The 19,947-nt window shown below is 71.5% G+C and carries 17 protein-coding genes; 15 read left to right on the forward strand and 2 right to left on the reverse strand.

Translation table 11 applies throughout. From position 1 onward, the window contains the following. The first annotated feature begins 70 nt into the window (after positions 1 to 70). Together IE244_RS01350 and IE244_RS01355 are read left to right on the forward strand one after the other, a co-directional pair. Positions 71 to 2,266: an MMPL family transporter gene (locus IE244_RS01350; protein WP_191870766.1), complete on the forward strand. Its 2,196-nt coding sequence runs from the start codon at positions 71 to 73 to the stop codon at positions 2,264 to 2,266. A 132-nt stretch (positions 2,267 to 2,398) separates the two neighbouring features. Then, positions 2,399 to 3,445, forward strand: a complete 1,047-nt coding sequence (locus tag IE244_RS01355) for a zinc-dependent alcohol dehydrogenase family protein (protein ID WP_191870767.1) — start codon at positions 2,399 to 2,401, stop codon at positions 3,443 to 3,445. A gap of 206 nt (positions 3,446 to 3,651) precedes the next feature. On the opposite strand, the gene IE244_RS01360 is transcribed toward IE244_RS01355, so the two are convergent. Then, the gene (locus IE244_RS01360; protein ID WP_031159855.1) at positions 3,652 to 3,852 is read right to left on the reverse strand and encodes a helix-turn-helix transcriptional regulator; all 201 of its coding nucleotides are present in this window, start codon (positions 3,850 to 3,852) and stop codon (positions 3,652 to 3,654) included. Positions 3,853 to 4,255: 403 nt separating this feature from the next. Here IE244_RS01360 and iolC point away from each other — a divergent pair, with 403 nt between their 5' ends. The 12 genes from iolC to IE244_RS01420 all read left to right on the forward strand — a co-directional run bounded on the left by iolC (position 4,256) and on the right by IE244_RS01420 (position 17,884). Next, entirely contained in the window at positions 4,256 to 5,206 is a 951-nt protein-coding gene (gene iolC / locus IE244_RS01365) for a 5-dehydro-2-deoxygluconokinase (protein ID WP_191870768.1), read from the forward strand. A gap of 65 nt (positions 5,207 to 5,271) precedes the next feature. Next, positions 5,272 to 6,150, forward strand: a complete 879-nt coding sequence (locus IE244_RS01370; protein ID WP_191871377.1) for a Cgl0159 family (beta/alpha)8-fold protein — start codon at positions 5,272 to 5,274, stop codon at positions 6,148 to 6,150. 7 nt (positions 6,151 to 6,157) lie between these two features. Beyond that, positions 6,158 to 6,982, forward strand: coding sequence for a 5-deoxy-glucuronate isomerase (iolB, locus tag IE244_RS01375; RefSeq protein ID WP_191870769.1), 825 nt, complete (start codon positions 6,158 to 6,160; stop codon positions 6,980 to 6,982). Then, a complete protein-coding gene (iolD, locus tag IE244_RS01380) occupies positions 6,979 to 8,856 on the forward strand; it encodes a 3D-(3,5/4)-trihydroxycyclohexane-1,2-dione acylhydrolase (decyclizing) (RefSeq protein WP_191870770.1) in 1,878 nt (625 codons plus the stop codon). The genes iolB and iolD overlap by 4 nt, the downstream gene beginning before the upstream one ends. Before the next feature lie 16 nt (positions 8,857 to 8,872). Further along, positions 8,873 to 10,375 carry a CoA-acylating methylmalonate-semialdehyde dehydrogenase gene (gene mmsA, locus IE244_RS01385; protein WP_191870771.1) on the forward strand — a complete coding sequence of 501 codons (1,503 nt, stop codon included), beginning with the start codon at positions 8,873 to 8,875 and terminating at the stop codon, positions 10,373 to 10,375. A 330-nt stretch (positions 10,376 to 10,705) separates the two neighbouring features. Beyond that, on the forward strand, positions 10,706 to 12,109 hold the full coding sequence (locus IE244_RS01390; protein WP_191870772.1) for an APC family permease: 1,404 nt from the start codon (positions 10,706 to 10,708) through the stop codon (positions 12,107 to 12,109). Between the two features lie 220 nt (positions 12,110 to 12,329). Continuing rightward, positions 12,330 to 14,981, forward strand: coding sequence for a CocE/NonD family hydrolase (locus IE244_RS01395; protein ID WP_191870773.1), 2,652 nt, complete (start codon positions 12,330 to 12,332; stop codon positions 14,979 to 14,981). Then, complete coding sequence (locus tag IE244_RS01400; protein ID WP_191870774.1) at positions 14,978 to 15,832, forward strand: ABC transporter permease; 855 nt, start codon at positions 14,978 to 14,980, stop codon at positions 15,830 to 15,832. Before IE244_RS01395 ends, IE244_RS01400 begins: the two co-directional genes overlap by 4 nt. A 195-nt stretch (positions 15,833 to 16,027) precedes the next feature. Then, positions 16,028 to 16,447 (forward strand): hypothetical protein, encoded by a 420-nt coding sequence (locus tag IE244_RS01405; RefSeq protein ID WP_229853905.1) that lies wholly within the window; start codon positions 16,028 to 16,030, stop codon positions 16,445 to 16,447. Between the two features lie 345 nt (positions 16,448 to 16,792). Next, the gene (locus IE244_RS01410) at positions 16,793 to 17,113 is read left to right on the forward strand and encodes a hypothetical protein (RefSeq protein WP_031159875.1); all 321 of its coding nucleotides are present in this window, start codon (positions 16,793 to 16,795) and stop codon (positions 17,111 to 17,113) included. Between the two features lie 63 nt (positions 17,114 to 17,176). Further along, on the forward strand, positions 17,177 to 17,494 hold the full coding sequence (locus tag IE244_RS01415; protein WP_031159877.1) for a hypothetical protein: 318 nt from the start codon (positions 17,177 to 17,179) through the stop codon (positions 17,492 to 17,494). 72 nt (positions 17,495 to 17,566) lie between these two features. Beyond that, positions 17,567 to 17,884, forward strand: coding sequence for a hypothetical protein (locus IE244_RS01420; RefSeq protein ID WP_031159879.1), 318 nt, complete (start codon positions 17,567 to 17,569; stop codon positions 17,882 to 17,884). 198 nt (positions 17,885 to 18,082) lie between these two features. On the opposite strand, the gene IE244_RS01425 is transcribed toward IE244_RS01420, so the two are convergent. Then, entirely contained in the window at positions 18,083 to 18,415 is a 333-nt protein-coding gene (locus IE244_RS01425) for a hypothetical protein (RefSeq protein WP_191871433.1), read from the reverse strand. Positions 18,416 to 18,752: 337 nt separating this feature from the next. Here IE244_RS01425 and IE244_RS01430 point away from each other — a divergent pair, with 337 nt between their 5' ends. Then, the gene (locus tag IE244_RS01430) at positions 18,753 to 19,934 is read left to right on the forward strand and encodes a glycosyltransferase (protein WP_191870775.1); all 1,182 of its coding nucleotides are present in this window, start codon (positions 18,753 to 18,755) and stop codon (positions 19,932 to 19,934) included. Positions 19,935 to 19,947: the final 13 nt, after the last annotated feature.

Raw genomic sequence — 19,947 nt, forward strand, 5'->3', positions numbered from 1 at the left:
TTTATGGCACCGGCTCCTCCGTGCCGCCTGTTCGTGCGGGCACGGGTCGTGGTGAAGGGGACACCGCAAGATGACCGAAGTCAACACGCCACCGCGGGCCGAGGAGGCGGCGCCGGCGAAGGCGCCCTCCCGGAGCGGGCGCTACACCCGCCTCGTCACCGCGCGCCCACGCCTGTCGCTGCTGGTGGCCCTGTTGCTCACCGCGCTCGCCGTGCTGGCCGGCAGCGGGGTCGCGGACCGCCTCGGCAGCGGCGGCTGGGAGGATCCGGCCGCCGAGTCGACGTACGCGACCAAGGCGCTGGAGCGCGAGTTCCCCGACTCCCAGCCGAATCTGCTGCTCCTGCTCGACACCGGCCGCGCCTCGGTCGACGATCCGGCGGTCGCCGCCGAGGCCCGGGACCTGGCCGGCCGGCTGGCGGGGGAGAGGGGCGTGACCGGCGTCGGCTCCTACTGGCAGAGCGGATCACCGGCCCTGCGCGCCAAGGACGGCCACGAGGCGCTGATCGCCGCCCGCATCACCGGCGACGAGAACGCGATGGGCAGGACGCTCGACCGCATCGCGCCCCACTACCGGGGCCCCCACGGCCCGTTGAAGGTGAAGGTCGGCGGCATCGTCGCCGTCCGGCACGAGATGCAGACGATCATCAAGGAGGACCTGACCCGCGCCGAGCTGATCGCCCTGCCGATCACCCTCGTGCTGCTCGTGATGGTCTTCGGCAGCGCGGTCGCCGCCCTGCTGCCGCTCGGAATCGGGATCGTCGCCATCCTCGGCACCAACGCCGTGCTGCGCGGTCTGACGACCTTCACCGACGTCTCCGTCTTCGCGCTCAACCTCACCACGGCCCTCGGCCTCGGCCTCGCGATCGACTACGCCCTGTTCATCGTCCGCCGCTACCGCGAGGAACTGTCCACGGGCGCCGACCCGTCGACCGCGGTCGGCGCGACCCTGCGCACGGCCGGGCGCACGGTGCTCTTCTCCGCCCTCACGGTGGCCGTGTCCCTCGCCGCCATGATGGTCTTCCCGCAGTACTTCCTGCGGTCCTTCGCCTATGCCGGCATCGCCGTGGTCCTGCTCGCCGCGGCAGCCGCGCTGATCCTGCTCCCGGCCGCGCTGGTGCTGCTCGGCCACCGGGTCAACTCCCTGGACCTGCGCCGCCTGCTGCGCCGGCGCCGCGAGACGAAGGCGGCCGAGGGGACGGCCTGGGCGCGCACCGCCGGCCTGGTGATGCGTCGCGCCCCGCTCTTCGCACTCGGCACCGCCGTCCTGCTGGTCACCCTCGGACTGCCCTTCCTGGGCGTGAAGTTCGGTACGGCCGACGACCGTCAGCTGCCCTCGACCGCCGAGTCCCACGTGGTCCAGGAGCACATCCGGGACGGCTTCCCGGGCAGCCCCGGCGGCGGCCTGGAGGTCCTCGCCGAGGGCAGGGCCACCGCGTCCCAGTACGCCGCGTACAAGCAGCGGGTGGCCGCCCTGCCCGAGGTGGTCCGTGTCGACGGCCCGCTGGTCAAGGGTGACGCCGCCTACTTCACGGTGCAGCCGAAGGGAGAGGCCGTCGGTGACACGGCCCAGCGCCTGGCCGGTGACCTGCGCGCGCTGCACGCCCCCTTCGACACCCGGGTGACCGGTACGGCCGCCGTCCTCGTCGACACCAAGCACGCGATAGCCCAGCGTCTGCCCTGGGCGGCCGTGCTCATCGCCGTCGTCACCCTGCTGCTGGTGTTCCTGCTCACCGGAAGCGTGCTGATACCCGTGCAGGCCGTGGTGCTCAACGCGCTGAGCCTGACGGCGATGTTCGGCGCCGTGGTCTGGGTCTTCCAGGACGGCCATCTCTCCGGTGCGCTCGGCTTCACCAGCCCCGGCTCCATCGAGACCACCCTGCCGGTGCTGATGTTCTGCGTGGCGTTCGGACTGTCCATGGACTACGGCGTGTTCCTGCTCTCCCGCATCAAGGAGGAGTACGACCGCACGGGCGACCACGACGCGGCGGTGCGGCACGGCCTGCAGCGCACGGGCGGGCTGATCACCGCGGCGGCCGTCATCCTCGCGGTGGTGATGGTCGCGATCGGCACGTCTCGGGTGACCAACACCAAGATGCTCGGTCTCGGTATCGCGCTCGCCGTGCTGATGGACGCGATGGTGGTCCGGAGCCTGCTGGTCCCGGCGATCATGCGGCTCACGGGGAGGGCCACATGGTGGGCGCCGGCGCCGCTGCGGCGCTTCCACGCGCGGTTCGGGGTGAGCGAGGGCGGCGAGGACGCCCCGTAGAGCCGCGGGTCCGCGCCGGCCACGCGGTCACCGCCCGCGGCCGCGACTGGCCACGACGATCGGGAACCGGACACCCGGCCACGCCGCCACCGGAGCGTCTAGTCTTCGCGGAGGTTCCCGGAAGGAGCGCACATGCGAGCGGTCGTCTTCGAGCGGTACGGCACTCCCGCACAGGTGCGGGAGGTACCCGACCCGGAACCCGCGGAGCACGGCGTGGTCGTCCGAGTGGAAGCCACCGGCCTCTGCCGCAGCGACTGGCACGGCTGGATGGGCCACGACCCCGACATCACGCTGCCGCACGTGCCCGGGCACGAACTCGCCGGTGTCGTCGAGGCCGTGGGCTCCCGGGTGACCGGGTGGCGGCCCGGCGACCGGGTCACCGTGCCGTTCGTCTGCGCCTGCGGCACCTGCCCGGCCTGCGCCGCGGGCGACCAGCAGGTGTGCGAACGCCAGACCCAGCCCGGCTTCCACCACTGGGGCTCCTTCGCCGAGTACGTCGCGCTCGACCACGCCGACGTCAACCTGGTCGCGATCCCGGACGACATGTCCTACGCCACGGCCGCCGCCCTCGGCTGCCGCTTCGCCACCGCCTACCGCGCGGTGGTGCAGCAGGGCCGGGTGGCGGCAGGGGAGTGGGTCGCGGTGCACGGCTGCGGCGGGGTCGGGCTGTCGGCCGTGATGATCGCGGCGGCCTCGGGGGCCCGGGTGGTCGCCGTCGACGTCTCCCCGCAAGCGCTCGGCCTGGCACGGAAGTTCGGCGCCGCCGAGTGTCTGGACGCGACGGGTGTGTCCGACCCGGCCGCCGCCGTCCGCGAGCTCACCGGCGGCGCCCATCTCTCCCTGGACGCCCTCGGCTCGCCCGCCACCTGCGCGGCCTCCGTGAACGGCCTGCGCCGCCGCGGCCGGCACGTCCAGGTCGGGCTGCTGCCCTCGGCCGACGGCACCACCCCCGTCCCCCTGGCCCGGGCCGTCGCCCTGGAGCTGGAACTCCTCGGCAGTCACGGCATGGCCGCCCACGCCTACCCCGGCATGCTCCGCCTGGTCCGCTCCGGTGTCCTGCGCCCCGATCTCCTGGTGACGTCCACCCTCACCCTCGCCGCGGCACCGGCGGCCCTCGCCGCGATGGGCACGGCGCCCGGGGCCGGGGTCACGGTCATCGAGCCGTGGAGCCGCGCCTGACCACCGCGCCGGCGCCGGCCGCGTCCGTCCCGGGGCGTCCTCGGCGGGCCGCCCGCTCCTGTTCCAGGACCGCCCTCACCATCCGGAAGGTGCAGCCACGGACGTGCCGGTGAGCACGGGATGTGCGCACAGGCCCCTGAGCGGCGCTGTGCCCCACGTGGACGGTGGGGCACAGCGGGTGTCCCGGGACGCGTGACCGGGCGGGGTCAGTCGGGGCGGCGGCCGCGGTTGCCGGGGCGGGAGGCGACCCAGGCGCGGACGGTGTCCGCGTACCAGTAGGGCTTGCCGCCCTCCACATGGTCGGGCGGGGGCAGCAGCCCGTGCTTGCGATAGGACCGTACGGTGTCCGGCTGCACTCTGATGTGCGCCGCGATCTCCTTGTAGGACCAGAGCCCCTGGTCGGTCATGAGCTGCACCTCCCTGCGCGCGCCGCAGCGGCGACCGGGGGGCGGTCGTCGGGGGAGCCGGGCGCTGCGCTGGCGATCACCAAGCCTGTGTCCGGTGAACGACGCTGAGTGACCACAGGACAGGGCCTGTCGAGACGGTGTGACGCACAACCCGCGTACATGTGACACCCGTGACACGGAAGGGGCGTTTGTGACAGAGGCGTCGCAAAGGCGTACGCCGGGGTGCCGGTGGGTCGCGCTGCTCGTGCGCCGCTGCCCGAGCGCGGCGCGGGCGTGCGGGCGACCGGAAGCAGCGTCGAGAGCGGGTCGCGTCGAGAATTGGTCCGAATGTCTGGACAAAACATTGACAGGGCGCGGCGTGCGGGACTACAAAACCGGGGAGAGTCATGACGAAGGGAAGCCGATGGCCTACGACCTGATCACCATGGGGCGGATCGGAGTGGACCTCTACCCGCTGCAAACCGGTGTCCCGCTCGCCCAGGTGTCGTCCTTCGGCAAGTTCCTCGGCGGGTCGGCGACGAACGTCGCGGTCGCCGCGGCCCGGCTCGGCCGGCGCACGGCCGTGATCACCCGCACGGGCGACGACCCGTTCGGCACCTATCTGCACGAGGCGCTGCGCGGCTTCGGTGTCGACGACCGTTGGGTCACCCCGGTCCCCGGCCTGCCCACCCCGGTCACCTTCTGCGAGGTCTTCCCGCCGGACGACTTCCCGCTCTACTTCTACCGGCAACCCAAGGCCCCCGACCTGGAGATCGACGCCCACGAGCTGGACCTCGGCGCCGTCCGGGAGGCCCGGGTCTTCTGGGTCACCGGCACCGGCCTGAGCGAGGAGCCCAGCCGTACGGCCACCCTCGCGGCCCTCGCCCACCGGGCGAAGGCGGGCACGACGGTCTTCGATCTCGACTGGCGGCCCATGTTCTGGACCGACCCCGACGTAGCCCGCCCCTTCTACGCCGAGGCCCTGAAGCACACGACCGTCGCCGTCGGCAATCTGGACGAGGTGGAGGTCGCCACCGGCGTGCGCGACCCGCATGCGGCGGCCCGAGCGCTCCTGCGGGCGGGAGTCGAGATCGCCGTCGTCAAACAGGGACCCAAGGGGGTGCTCGCCGTCAGCCGCGACGGCGAGTCGGCCGAGGTCCCGCCGCTGCCCGTCGAGGTCCTCAACGGCCTCGGTGCCGGAGACGCCTTCGGCGGCTCGCTCTGCCACGGCCTGCTGGCCGGCTGGGACCTGGAGACGATCATGCGGTACGCCAACGCGGCCGGCGCCATCGTCGCCTCCCGTCTGGAGTGCTCCTCCGCGATGCCCACCCCCGACGAGGTGGCCGCCGCGCTCGACGCCGGGGCGGTGCTGTGAGGGCCGGCCGGGTCGCGGGCACGCACACCGACGGCGGGGACGCCGGCCGGCGCTCCCGTGTCGACGTGGCCGAACTCGTCCGCATCCGCACCCACCACCCCGAGGCGATCGCCGAGGCCGCCGTCCGCCGGGCCCGGCGCCCCCTGCTGACCGACAGCGGCCGGCTGATGATCGTCGCCGCCGACCACCCGGCCCGCGGCGCGCTCGGCGTCGGCGACCGCAAGCTCGCCATGGCCAACCGCGCCGACCTGCTCGAACGCCTCTGCCTGGCACTGAGCCGCCCCGGCGTCGACGGCGTCCTCGCCACCGCCGACATCCTGGACGACCTGCTCCTGCTCGGCGCCCTCGACCACAAGGTGGTCATGGGCTCCATGAACCGGGGCGGACTGCAGGGAGCCAGCTTCGAACTGGACGACCGCTTCACCGGGCACCGCCCCGAGGACATCCAGCGCCTCGGCTTCGACGCGGGCAAACTGCTGCTGCGCATCGACTACGACGACCCCGGCTCGCTGACCACCCTGGAGTCCACCGCCCGTGCCATCGACGAGATGGCCGCGCGCCGGCTGCCGGTCTTCGTCGAGCCGTTCCTCAGCCGCCGCACCCCCGACGGAAAGGTGCGCAACGACCTGTCCGCCGAAGCGGTCACCAAGTCCATCGCCATCGCCTCCGGCCTCGGCGGATCCTCCGCCTACACCTGGCTGAAGGTGCCCGTCACCGAGAACCCCGACGACATGGCCCGGGTCATGGCGACCTCCACGCTGCCCGCCGTGCTGCTCGGCGGCGACATCGGCGACTCGCCCGAGGACCAGGTCGCCGCGTACGAGAAGTGGCGCGGCGCGCTGCAACTGCCCACCGTGCGCGGCCTGGTGGTCGGCCGCTCGCTGCTGTACCCGGCGGACGGCGATGTGGCCGCCGCCGTGGACACCGCCGTAGGACTGCTGTGAGGGCCGCATGACCAGTACCGACCTGCACCTGCCCCGGGGTGCCACCGCGAACGCCCAGTACGCCGTCGACATCGACCCGAAGCGGGCCGGCTGGACGCACAGCAGCCTGCGTGTCGTGGAGTTGGCACCGAACGGTACGCATACGTTCACCACGGGGGACAGTGAATGGATCGTGCTTCCGCTGGAAGGCGGATGTACCGTACAAATTGAGCACAGTGAGTTCCAACTCCTGGGTCGGGAAAGCGTGTTCGCGTCGGTCTCCGACTTCGCGTACGCGCCCCGGGACACCCGGGTCCAGATCGCCTCCGGCGCGGGAGGCCGCTTCGCCCTGGCAGGAGCGAAGTGCGAGCGACGACTCCCCGCCCGCTACGGCCCCGCGCCGGAGGTCCCCGTCGAGGAACGCGGCAGCGGCAGCTGCGCCCGCCGGGTGCGCAACTTCGCCTCGGCCGACTCCTTCGACTGCGACCGGCTGATCGCCGTCGAGGTGATCACTCCGGGCGGCAACTGGTCCTCGTACCCGCCGCACAAGCACGACGAGCACCGGCCGGGCGAGGAGTCCGAGCTGGAGGAGATCTACTACTTCGAGATCGACGGCCCGAACGGTCTCGGCTACCAGCGCGTGTTCCCCTCGCGCGTGGGCGGCTCCGACGTCCTCGCCGAGATCCGCTCGGGGGACGCCGTCCTGGTCCCCGACGGATGGCACGGCCCGTCCATCGCCCAGCCCGGGCACGACATGTACTACCTGAACGTCATGGCGGGTCCGGGCGAGACCCGGGAGTGGCGGATCTGCTTCCACCCCGACCACGTAGAGAGCACAGGGGGCTACCGATGACGATCCGGCTGACCGTCGCCCAGGCACTGGTCCGTTTCCTCGCCGCCCAGTACACCGAACGCGACGGCGAACGGCACCGGCTGATCGGCGCCACCTGGGGCATCTTCGGCCACGGCAATGTCGCGGGGATCGGCCAGGCGCTGATCGAGTACGCCGGGGTGATGCCGTACCACCAGGGCCGCAACGAGCAGTCCATGGTCCATGCGGCGGTCGGCTACGCCCGCCAGTCGAACCGCCTGTCCACGCACGCGGTGACGACGTCCATCGGCCCCGGCGCCACCAACCTGGTCACCGGCGCCGCCCTCGCCACCATCAACCACCTCCCGGTCCTGCTGCTGCCCGGTGACGTCTTCGCCACCCACCCCGCAGACCCGGTCCTGCAGCAGCTGGAGGTTCCGTACGCGGGCGACGTCTCGGTCAACGACACGCTGCGCCCGGTGTCGAAGTACTTCGACCGCGTCCACCGCCCCGAGGCCCTGATCCCGTCAGCCCTCCAGGCGATGCGGGTCCTCACCGACCCCGTGGAGACCGGCGCGGTCACCCTCGCCCTGCCGCAGGACGTGCAGGCGGAGGCCTTCGACTGGCCGGAGGAGTTCTTCGCCGACCGGGTGTGGACCGTACGGCGTCCGGGCGCGGACCCGACCGAGCTCGCCGAGGCGGTCCGCGCGGTCCGCGAGGCACGCCGGCCGCTGGTCATCGCGGGCGGCGGCGTCCACCACAGCCGGGCCGAGGCGGCCCTCGCCGAGTTCGCGTCGGCCACCCGCATCCCGGTCGCTTCCACCCAGGCCGGCAAGGGCTCGCTGCGCCACGACCACCCGCAGGACGTCGGCGGGGTCGGCCACACCGGCACCGCGACCGCCGACGAACTGGCCCGCACCGCCGACCTGGTGATCGGCGTCGGCACCCGTTACACCGACTTCACCACCGCCTCCGGCACCCTCTTCGAGAACCCGGACGTCCGCTTCCTCAACCTCAACATCGCGCCCTTCGACGGCCACAAGCTGGCCGGGCTCCCGCTGATCGCCGACGCCCGCAGCGGCCTCGGCGAGCTGACGGAGGCGCTGGTGATGCACGGGCACAGGGCGGCGGAGTCGTACGTCGGCGAGTACACAGAGGACAAGGAGCGCTGGGAGCAGCGCGTCGACGCCTGCTTCGAGGCCGGCGAGCTCGACGTACGGCCGACCCAGACGCAGGTCATCGGTGCCCTGGACGCCCTGGTGGACGCCTCGGACATCATCGTCAACGCGGCCGGCTCGCTCCCCGGCGATCTGCACAAGCTGTGGCGGGCACGGTCCTGCGACCAGTACCACCTGGAGTACGGCTACTCCTGCATGGGCTACGAGATCCCGGCCGCGCTCGGGGTGAAGCTCGCCGCACCCGAGCGGAACGTGTGGGCGCTGGTCGGCGACGGCACCTATCTGATGATGCCGACGGAGATCGTGACCGCCGTGCAGGAGGGGATCGCGATCAAGGTGCTGCTGGTGCAGAACCACGGGTACGCGTCCATCGGCGGGCTCTCGGAGTCGGTGGGCGGTGAGCGGTTCGGCACCGCCTACCGCTACCCCACGCAGGAGGGGACGTACACGGGTGCCCCGCTGCCCCTCGACCTCGCCGCCAACGCGGCCAGCCTGGGGATGCGGGTCCTGCGCGCGAAGACCGTGCGCGACCTGCGGGAGGCGCTCGCTCAGGCGCGCGCCGCCGACACTCCCACATGTGTCTACGTGGAGACCGAAACGTCCGACACTGTGTCGGGCGCGCCTCCGGCGCAGGCCTGGTGGGATGTTCCTGTGGCCGAGACCGCGACCCGACCGTCGGCGGTCAAGGCACGTGAGCTGTACGAACGGCACGTCTCGACCCGACGCCGCCATCTGTAAGAAGGAGTCTCTGGGCATGACGAAGATCGTCAACCACTGGATCGGCGGGAAGACCGCCGAAGGCGCGTCGGGCACGTACGGGCCGGTCACCGACCCGGCGACCGGCACGGTCACCACCAAGGTCGCGTTCGCGTCGGTCGAGGAGGTGGACGCGGCCGTAGCGGCGGCCAAGGACGCCTTCGCGACCTGGGGCCAGTCCTCGCTGGCCCAGCGGACCAACATCCTCTTCAAGTTCCGCGCGCTGCTCGACGCCCACCGCGACGAGATCGCCGAGCTGATCACCGCCGAGCACGGCAAGGTGCACTCCGACGCGCTCGGCGAGGTCGCCCGCGGTCTGGAGATCGTGGACCTGGCCTGCGGTATCAACGTGCAGCTGAAGGGCGAGCTGTCCACGCAGGTCGCCAGCCGCGTCGACGTCTCTTCCATCCGCCAGCCGCTCGGTGTCGTCGCCGGCATCACGCCGTTCAACTTCCCGGCGATGGTCCCGATGTGGATGTTCCCGATCGCCATCGCGTGCGGCAACACCTTCGTGCTGAAGCCGTCCGAGAAGGACCCCTCGGCGTCGGTCAGGATCGCCGAGCTGCTGTCGGAGGCCGGGCTGCCCGACGGTGTGTTCAACGTCGTGCACGGCGACAAGGTGGCCGTCGACCGGCTGCTGGAGCACCCGGACGTCAAGGCCGTCTCCTTCGTCGGCTCCACCCCGATCGCCCGCTACATCCACACCACCGCCTCCGCGGCCGGTAAGCGTGTGCAGGCCCTGGGCGGCGCCAAGAACCACATGCTGGTGCTGCCGGACGCCGACCTGGACGCGGCGGCGGACGCGGCGGTCTCGGCGGCGTACGGCTCGGCGGGCGAGCGCTGCATGGCCATCTCGGCCGTCGTGGCGGTCGGTTCCATCGGCGACGAACTGGTCGACAAGATCCGTGAGCGCGCCGAGAAGATCAAGATCGGTCCCGGCAACGACCCGACCTCCGAGATGGGCCCGCTCATCACGAAGGTCCACCGCGACAAGGTGGCCTCCTACGTCGAGGGTGCGGCCGCCGAGGGCGCCGAGGTCGTGCTCGACGGCACCGGCTACAGCGTCGAGGGCTTCGAGGACGGCCACTGGATCGGCATCTCGCTGCTCGACAGGGTGCCGACGAGCGCCAAGGCCTACCAGGACGAGATCTTCGGCCCGGTGCTGTGCGTGCTGCGCGTCGACACCTACGAGGAGGGCGTGGCCCTCATCAACGCCTCGCCGTTCGGCAACGGCACCGCGATCTTCACCCGGGACGGCGGCGCGGCCCGCCGCTTCCAGCTGGAGATCGAGGCCGGCATGGTGGGCGTGAACGTCCCGATCCCGGTCCCCGTCGGCTACCACTCCTTCGGTGGCTGGAAGGACTCGCTCTTCGGCGACCACCACATCTACGGCAACGACGGCACGCACTTCTACACCCGCGGCAAGGTCGTCACCACCCGCTGGCCCGACCCCGCCGACGCCCCGGCGGGGGTCGACCTGGGCTTCCCGCGCAACCACTGAGGGTAGTCACCGCCCTTCGTCAGGCCGTCCGGATTCCGGACGGCCTGACTTTTTTTTGACCCGTGCGCTGCGGTTCCCGTTTATGCGGGACGAAACGGGTGGTGAAGGGGTTTGAGTTAGTTGACCTTCGAAAGCAAGGTCACATTCCCAAAGGGCTTGATGGATGCTCCTATTGGTCGCCGCAGCCTGGGAAAGTGATGCGGCGCAGGACTCTACGGAAGTGCGGATTCCGAAGGTAAACGCCCATTGACGTGGCGGTTTTCGTCGGGGTTCCATGCGGCATCGTCCCATCCGCCGGAGGCATCCGCACGAGTCGATCGGAACCGCCGCATGACCGACACGCTCCAGAAGTCCGTGGTTGACACCGCGACGGCCCACTCACCAGGGCTGAAGCGTTCCATCGGTGTCGTCGGCGGCACCCTGCTGACGCTGTCCTGCGTCACGCCCGCCTCCACGCTCTTCGTGATCGTGCCCGACCTGTTCTCCAGCCTGGGCACCGCGACGGCACTCTGCCTCGTCATCGGCGCGCTGCTCTGCATCCCCGTGGCGTTCTGCTACTCGGAGCTGGGCACCCTCATCCCCAGCGCGGGCGGCGAGTACGCCATCGTCTCCACCCTGGCCGGACGGCTCGCCGGGTGGCTGGCCTTCGTGATGTCGCTGCTCGTCGTGATGATCGTCCCTCCGGTCATCGCGATGGGCACCGCGGACTACCTCGCCCCGGTCATCCACCTCGACCCGTCCTGGACGGGCGCCGGCGTGATGCTCGCGGCCACCCTCGCCGGTCTGCTGGACCTGCGCGCCAACGCCTGGATCACCGGCATCTTCCTGGTCCTGGAGGTCGTCGCCGCCGGAGTCGTCGCCCTCCTCGGCTTCACCCACTCCCACCGCGCGGTGAGCAGCCTCGGCTCCCTCCAGGTCGCCGGCGGGCACGCCCACGTCAACCCGGTCACGGCCATGATGGTCCTGTCCGGGCTCGCCATCGCCCTCTTCGCCACCCAGGGCTTCTCCACCGCCGTCTACCTCTCCGAGGAACTGGAGAACCCGCGCCGCAACGTCGCCCGTACCGTCCTCGCGACCCTCGCCATCTCCAGCGTCGTCATCCTGGTCCCGGTCGTCGCGATCACCCTGGGCGCCGGTGACCTGAAGGCCCTGACCAGCGGCGACATCTCCAGCATGGTCATCGCCTGGAGCAACTCGGGCGTCGGCACCTTCGTCAGCCTGTGCGTCGCCCTCGCGATCATCAACGCGGGCATCGTCATGGTCATCCAGAACTCCCGCGTCCTGTTCGCCTCCGCCCGCGACAAGGCCTGGCCCTCGCCGGTCAACAAGGCCCTGGCCAAGCTGGGCCGGTTCGGCTCCCCGTGGGTCGCCACCCTCGTCGTCGGCGTCCCCGGTGCCTTCCTCTGCTTCGTCAACCTGGACACGCTCTACGGCGTCACCGGCGTCGCGGTCACCGGCCTGTACCTGCTGGTCGCGGTCGCCGCGCTGCTCGCCCGGCGCGGGGCGCACGGCGGGAAGCAGGCGTGGCGGATGCCGCTGTGGCCGGTCATGCCGGTCCTGCTGATCGCGGTGCTCCTCTACATCCTGGTCGAGCAGGACCCGACGTACCTGTGGTGGACGGGTGGCATCACCGCCGTCGCCACCCTCTACTGGGCCTTCTACCTCCGCCCGCGCCGGGAGACCCGCTGGCTGGTGTCCCTGCCGGAGGACGTCCAGGAGGAGGCGGTCGCGTAGGGGGCCGGCTTCCGGCTCCGGGTCTCCGGGGCCCGGGCAGGACAACCGAAACAGCCACGCGCGGGGCCGCATCCGAGGTGCGGCCCCGCCGCGTGCGCCCGACCGGCCCTCCGTACCACGCGTGCTGTACGCCGGACCCGCTCCGTACTCCCGGGGGAGGGCCCGGCGTTCAGCCCAGCGGCTTCCCCGGATGTCGGTGGCGGCCCTTACCGTTGAGGGCATGGATCTTCGGGTGTCCTCGCTGCGAGGGCTGCTCAAGGGGCCGCGCCGGCTGCTCGCCGCCGCGGCCGCCGTCGTGGCGCTCGCCGGCACCGGGACATGGACGGCGGCCGTCGCCTCCGACGACACGCGCCCGGTGCGGGTGAGCGACCAGGTGATGGCGGTCGACGGCGTGCGCCTGGACACCTCGTTCTTCACCCCCGCCGGCTCCGGCCGCCACCCCGCCGTCCTGCTGGCGCACGGCTTCGGCGGCAGCAAGGACGATGTGCGCGAGCAGGCCCAGGACCTCGCCCGGCACGGCTACGCGGTCCTGACCTGGTCCGCGCGCGGCTTCGGCAGGTCCACCGGCCGGATCGGGCTCAACGACCCGAAGGGCGAGGTCGCCGACGTCTCCCGGCTCATCGACTGGCTGGCGAAGCGGCCCCAGGTCCGGCTCGACGGACCCGGCGACCCGCGCGTGGGCATGGCCGGCGGCTCGTACGGCGGCGCGGTCTCGCTGCTCGCCGCGGGACACGACCACCGGGTCGACGCCATCGCCCCCGCCATCACCTACTGGAACCTCGCGGACGCCCTGTTCCCGAACGGCGTCTTCAAGAAGCTGTGGGCCGGCGTCTTCTTCAACACCGGCGGCGGCTGCACCCGCTTCGAACCCGCGCTGTGCCGGATGTACGACAGGGTCGCCGAGTCCGGCACCCCCGACCCGGCCGCCCGCGAGATGCTTCAGGAGCGCTCGCCGTCCGCCGTCGGCTCCCGCATCAAGGTGCCCACGCTGTTCATGCAGGGCCAGACGGACTCCCTGTTCACCCTCGCCCAGTCCGACGCGGCCGGGAGGACGATCCGGGCGAACGGCGCCCCGGTGGACGTCGACTGGATCGCGGGCGGCCATGACGGCGGCGACATGGAGAGTGACCGGGGCCAGGCACGCGTGCGCGCGTGGTTCGACCGGTATCTGAAGGGCGACAGGAGCGCCGCGACCGGTCCGGCCTTCCGGATCACCCGCACCGGAGGCGTGAACTCCACGGACGGCACGGCCCAGCTGCGCGGCGCGAGCGCCACCGCCTACCCCGGCCTGCGCGACCACCCGCGCGCCATCGCCCTGACCGGCGGCGGCCAGCGGGTGGCCAACCCGGCCGGCGCCAGCCCGCCCGGCGTCTCCGCGCTGCCCGGCCTCGGCGGCTCCGGCGGCCTGAGCCGGCTCTCCGCGCTCGGCCTCGGCGTCTCTCTCGACTTCCCCGGCCAGTACGCCCGGTTCGACTCCGCCCCGCTCAGCCGCGACCTGCAGATCACCGGCACCCCGACCGCGACCGTCCGCATCGCCTCGACCAGCGACGACGCCGTCCTCTTCGGCAAGGTCTACGACGTCGGCCCCGACGGCACCCAGCAGGTGCTGCCCTCCCAGCTGGTCGCCCCCCTCCGGGTGACCGGCGCCAGGACCGGCAAGGACGTCACGCTCACCCTCCCGGCGATCGACCACGAGGTGCAGAAGGGCCACCGGCTCCGCCTGGTCCTCGCCTCCACCGACCTCGGCTACGCCTCACCGGCCGCCCCGGCCACCTACACCGTCTCCCTCAAGAGCGACCTGAGCGTGCCGACGGCCCCGGCCGTCGCCACCGCCGCGGCGCCCCTGCCCGCCTGGGTGTGGTGGCTGCCGGTGGCCGCGGCGGCCGCCGCGCTCGCCCTGCTGCTCACCGTCCGCCGCCGGACGGCCGGCCCCGCGCCCGATGCCGGGCTGGCCGAGGTCCCGCTGGTGATCAAGGACCTGAGCAAGCGGTACGCCAAGTCCGCCGACCGGTACGCGGTGCGCGAGCTGTCCTTCCGCGTCGAGAAGGGCCAGGTGCTCGGTCTGCTCGGACCCAACGGCGCGGGCAAGACCACCACCCTGCGCATGCTGATGGGCCTGATCACACCGGACGACGGCGAGATCCGCGTCTTCGGCCACGCCGTCCGGCCCGGAGCGCCCGTGCTGTCGAGGGTCGGCGCCTTCGTGGAGGGCGCGGGCTTCCTGCCGCATCTGTCCGGCCGGGAGAACCTGGAGCTGTACTGGCAGGCCACCGGTCGCCCGCCCGGCGACGCCCACCTGGACGAGGCCCTGCAGATCGCCGGGCTCGGCGACGCGCTCGCCCGCGCGGTGCGCACCTACTCGCAGGGCATGCGCCAGCGCCTCGCCATCGCCCAGGCCATGCTCGGGCTGCCCGACCTGCTCATCCTCGACGAGCCCACCAACGGTCTCGACCCGCCCCAGATCCGCGAGATGCGCGAGGTGATGATCCGCTACGCGGCCGGCGGACGCACGGTGATCGTCTCCAGCCATCTCCTCGCCGAGGTCGAGCAGTCCTGCACCCATCTGGTCGTCATGGACCGCGGCCGGCTCGTCCAGGCCGGTCCGGTCGGCGAGATCGTCGGCTCCGGCGACACGCTGCTCGTCGGCACCGCCGCAAGCGTGGAGGACCCGGTCGTGGACAAGGTGGCCGCGCTGCCCGGCGTCGCGTCCGCCGTGCGCACCGACGACGGACTGCTGATCCGGCTCGAACTCGGCGGCACGGCCGAGCGGCTGGTGGTGGAGCTGGTGCGGCTGGAAGTGCCGGTCGCCTCGGTCGGCCCGCACCGCCGCCTGGAAGACGCCTTCCTCACCCTGATCGGAGGTTCCGCATGAGCACGCTCACCGAGGTCGCCTCCGGCTACCGGACGCGGCACACCCTGCCGCTGCGCGTCGAGCTGGTCCGGCAGCTCAAGCGGCGCCGCACCCTGGTCATGGGCGCGATCCTCGCGCTCCTGCCGTTCGTGCTGCTGATCGCCTTCGCCGTCGGCGGTGCCCCGGGCGGCCGGAACGACCAGGTCACCCTGATGGACACGGCCACCGCCTCCGGCGCCAACTTCGCCGCGGTGAACCTGTTCGTCTCGGCCGGCTTCCTGCTGGTCATCCCGGTCGCCCTGTTCTGCGGGGACACGGTCGCCTCGGAGGCGAGCTGGTCCTCGCTGCGCTATCTGCTCGCCGCGCCCGTGCCGCGCGCCCGGCTGCTGTGGTCCAAGCTGGTGGTGGCGCTCGGACTGAGCCTCGCCGCGATGATCCTGCTCCCCGTGGTCGCCCTCGCCGCCGGTACGGCGGCCTACGGCTGGGGCCCGCTGCAGATTCCCACCGGCGGCGCGCTGGACCCCGGTACGGCGGTGCAGCGCCTGGCGGTGACCGTGGCGTACGTCTTCGTGTCCCAGCTGGTCACCGCGGGGCTCGCGTTCTGGCTGTCGACGAGGACCGACGCCCCGCTGGGCGCGGTCGGCGGCGCGGTCGGCCTGACCATCGTCGGCAATGTCCTGGACGCCGTCACCGCCCTCGGCCACTGGCGTGACTTCCTGCCCGCGCACTGGCAGTTCGCCTGGGCCGACACCGTCCAGCCGCACCCCGAGTGGTCCGGCATGATCCAGGGGACAGCGATCTCCCTGAGTTACGCAGTCGTGCTCATCGCGCTGGCCTTCCGCGGCTTCGCCCGCAAGGACGTGGTGTCGTAGTTCTCCCACGCTTGAAGCACCATACGATCAATTGATTCGCCGACCAGATGTGAATACCTCTGTATAAACCCCAGGAATGCGCTCCTTCACTCCCATGGCATTCATGCGTATGGAGTAGTGCGTCACTTTGGGACGACTGTGGACTGCTATGTTCTGCGTCTGTCGGATCAGAGATAACTTCAAGTGAGGTGAATCATGAAGAAGGCAGTTTTCACAACTGCGGCGTTGGCCATCGGCGCGAGTCTCGTGGGTGGCTCCGCTGTCGCGGCTTCGGCCGCGGGAAAGGCGCCGGCCAGCGAAACCGGACCGCTCGGCCTCATGTCCCAGACCGAGGTGACCCCGGCGCTCGTGCCCGCGGCAGACACGGTGATGCGGGTGGCCAAGCAGGGGAACCTCACCAAGGGCAGCGCCTTCGACACGAACCAGGCGTCGACGGTCACCGGCAAGAACAAGGCCGCGAAAATCTCCGGTGTATACCTGGACGGTATGGGGCGCAGCACCAACAAGAAGCCCGCTATTCCGGTGAAGAATCCGCTCGGTACCGGATCCGTTCAGGTCCACCCGCTGAACGGGCCGACCAGCGCCGGGCTCGGTAGCCTGCTCAATCAGGGGTGACGCGGAACCGTCAGGAGTCGGCGTGACCGGGGTTCTGACACTCTGATCCGGTTCCCTCGCCGGAGACCCGACACCGCTGCTGCCGCACACCCACCCGGCGCCGATGTCGTGCCGCACACACGCCTCAAAACCTGTCCGGCCCACTGGATTCCTCCTTGCCAGTGGGCCGGACGCATGTCGGCGTTCACTCCGGGGCGGTGCAGCCCGAATGAATCGATGCGCGACGCCGTTCCGCCATCCGGTGGAATCCGCCCGGTATGCCCGGTGTCCGCGTGACTTTTCGCCGCATATTTCGGTTTCTTGCTATGTAAGCGCGGCTTACCGTGAATCCAGGAAGGAACCGAGTTGACCAGGAAGTTCGCGGTCATCACTGCACTCGCCCTTGGCGCTGTCTGCGGCAGCGCTGGCGTTGCCTCCGCCCACTCGAACACGACCAACGCCACTGGTGGTGACGGCTTTTCGTCGTCCCCGGTCGTCGTGAACGCCCCGCAGCAGGGTGTGCTCGTCGTCAACGGCACGCTCATCGATGGTCGCTGCATCGCGCCGTGGTCCAACGGTGCCGTTCTCGGTGGCGTCGTTCCGCCGAACTCGCACTACGCCGCCTGCGACACGGCGCAGGTCGACCAGTCGCAGCGCGCCGCGTACCAGGGCGGCCTGCTCTTCTGACCCCTGCTTCGAGCAATTCCGAGCAGGTGAACCCCCCGAAACGCAGTCCGGAAGGGACATCCCATGCGTAACAAGGTTACGGCCATCTCCGCCCTCGCCGCGGGTGTCGTCCTGGCGGCCGCGGGTACCGCCGCAGCCGACAACTGCACCACTGTCACGGGCGGCAAGGGCTTTTCGTCGTCCCCGGTCGTCGTGAACTCCCCCCAGCAGGGCGTCGCCGTCGTCAACGGCAATGCCGTCGATCTCCGCTGCGTCGCGCCGTGGTCGAACGGTGCGGTCCTCGGCGGGGTCGTCGCGCCGAACTCGCACTACGCCGCGTGCGACACGGCCAAGGTCGACCAGTCGCAGCACGCCGGCTACACGGGCGGCCTGCTCTTCTAACTCCCCGCGCTCCGATCACTTCGGAGCAGGGCAGACGTCCCCTCCCCGTCACTCACCCGAAAGGCGCAACTCATGCGTAAGAAGGTCACGGCCCTCAGCGTCCTGGCTGCGGGAATCGTCCTGGCGGCCGGCGGTACCGCTGCGGCCGACAACAACACCACCGTCACCGGCGGCGACGGCTTCTCGGAGTCGCCGATCGTGGTGAACGCTCCGCAGCAGGGCATCGCCGTCGTGAACGGCTCCCTGGTCGACGGCCGTTGCATCGCGCCGTGGTCGAACGGTGCCGTCCTCGGCGGCGTCGCCGCGCCGAACTCGCACTACGCCGCCTGCAACACGGCGGAGGTCGACCAGTCGCAGTGGGCCCCCTACGCCGGTGGCCTCCTGTTCTGAGCAGCCCCAGCCTGGCGGCCCGTCGAGTCTCGGCGGGCCGCTGTCGGCTGTCCCCGCTCTCCCGTGCATGGTGCTCGTGTATTCTGCACGCGTTTTTTTGACCTTGTGACGAGGTGGCGACACCGCGAAACGGTGGAACAAGGAAAGGCCGGCTCCGAGAACAACGGAGCCGACCCGGAAGCCCAGCGGGTGCGTCTTCTACTTGAGGACGGGAAGCGCAGCGGGCGCCTTGCCCCCCTTGTTGAGGACCGGAAGCGCGGCAGGCGTCTTGCCGTTGATCGGGTTCGGCAGGGTGCCGCCGAAGACGGGGGTCTTGACGACACCCGACTTCTTCACGCCGTCCGTCGTCTGCCTGACGTCGTTGGCCAGTTCGCCCGTCGGGATGTCGGCTGCGTGAGGGAGAGTGCGGGCAACCGTCTTGCCGTCATCGAGGAGGCCCTGCGCCGGTACGTCCGCCGCGACGGCCGGCGCCGCGACGCCCGCCATGGCCAGGGTGCCGACAACGATGACGGCAGCCTTCAGACTCTTCATTGTGTTCCTTTCTCTCGCTTCCGCTGAGTTAACGAGAGAGGGGCGTCGCGGGAAACTCCGCTGACCACAAGTTCTCCGGAACTCGTACATCCCGCACGACATCCCGGAAATTCTTATCGGATTATCCCCTGGGTTCCGTCGGTCCGGTGCGACGCCAAGCAGGTGATTTCCGTGCGGCGAATAGCCCCGGAGGAGGATTGTCATTCCGACACGGTTGACGTCCGTGTGGAAATAGGGGCTAGTGTTGCCTCCCGAATCCGATGCGTTTTATGTCGAACCTACGATCGTACGCCCTGCGCTGGGTTCGAAATGTTTCTTCGGAAGGGAAGCCTCGGTCATGCGCGTTCCCCTCGGTCCGGTCCCGCACCGTGCGACGCCGTCCGCCGCACGTGAGCCGCACGTCCTGCACGTCAGCCAGCCGGTCGAGGGCGGTGTCGCACGGTTCGTGACGGACCTGGCGGCGGCGCAGCGCGGCGCGGGGGCGCACGTCAGCGTGGCCTGTCCGCGCGGCGGCACGCTGACGGACGCGCTGCGCGCGCAGGGCTGCCGGGTGCTGCCCTGGAACGCGAGCCGCTCACCCGGGTCCCGACTCCCCGGCGAGGTGGCCCGGTTGACCCAGGTGCTGCGCGAGCTGCGCCCCGACGTGGTGCACGCGCACGGCGCCCAGGCGGGTCTGGCCGCGCGGCTCGCGGTGCGCGGCCGGCTCCCGACCGTCTTCCAGCCGCACGCCTGGTCGTTCGAGGCCGTGGACGGCGTCCGGGCCCACGCGGCCGTGCGCTGGGAGCAGTTCGGGGCGCGGTGGGCGGCGCGCGTCCTCTGTGTGAGCGAGGCGGAGCGGCGTACCGGGGAACGGCACGGCATCACCGCCCAGTGGCACATGGTCCCCGACGGAGTCGACACGCGCAGGTTCCGGCCCGAGGGCGCCGTCGCCCGGTCCGCGGCCGGCCCGCTCGTCGTGTGCGTGGGGCGGCTGTGCCGGCAGAAGGGCCAGGACCTGCTCCTGCGGGCCTGGCCGGCCGTCGTACGGCAGGCGCCGGCCGCCCGGCTGGTGCTGGTCGGTGACGGTCCGGACGCGGACCGGCTGCGCGCCGGCGCGCCCCCTTCGGTGGAGTTCGCCGGCCCGGCAGTCGACGCCGCCCCCTGGTACCGGGCCGCTGACGTCGTGGTCCTGCCGTCCCGCCGGGAGAGCCGGGCGCTGGTCCCGCTGGAGGCCATGGCGTGTGCCCGGCCGGTCCTGGTGACCGACGTGGACGGTGTGTGCGAGAGCCTGCCGCCCGGACATCTGCCGCACTGCCTGGTGCCGCCGGAGGATGTGGACGCGCTGGCCCGGGCGCTGACGGCGCTGCTGCGCCGTGCGCCGCTGCGCGCGGCCCTGGGCGCCCAGGGCCGCGCGCATGTGGTCGCCGCCCACGACGTCCGCCAGACCGGCGACGCGGTGCTCGAGGTGTACCGGGAACTGCTCGGCGCCGGCACCACGCCGTTCGTGCCCAGCCAGAGCAGGGAGTCCATCACCACCTGAGGGGCTGTCCCCT

The sequence above is a fragment of the Streptomyces filipinensis genome, assembly GCF_014649495.1.
In the GTDB taxonomy this organism is placed as follows: Bacteria; Actinomycetota; Actinomycetes; order Streptomycetales; family Streptomycetaceae; genus Streptomyces; species Streptomyces filipinensis.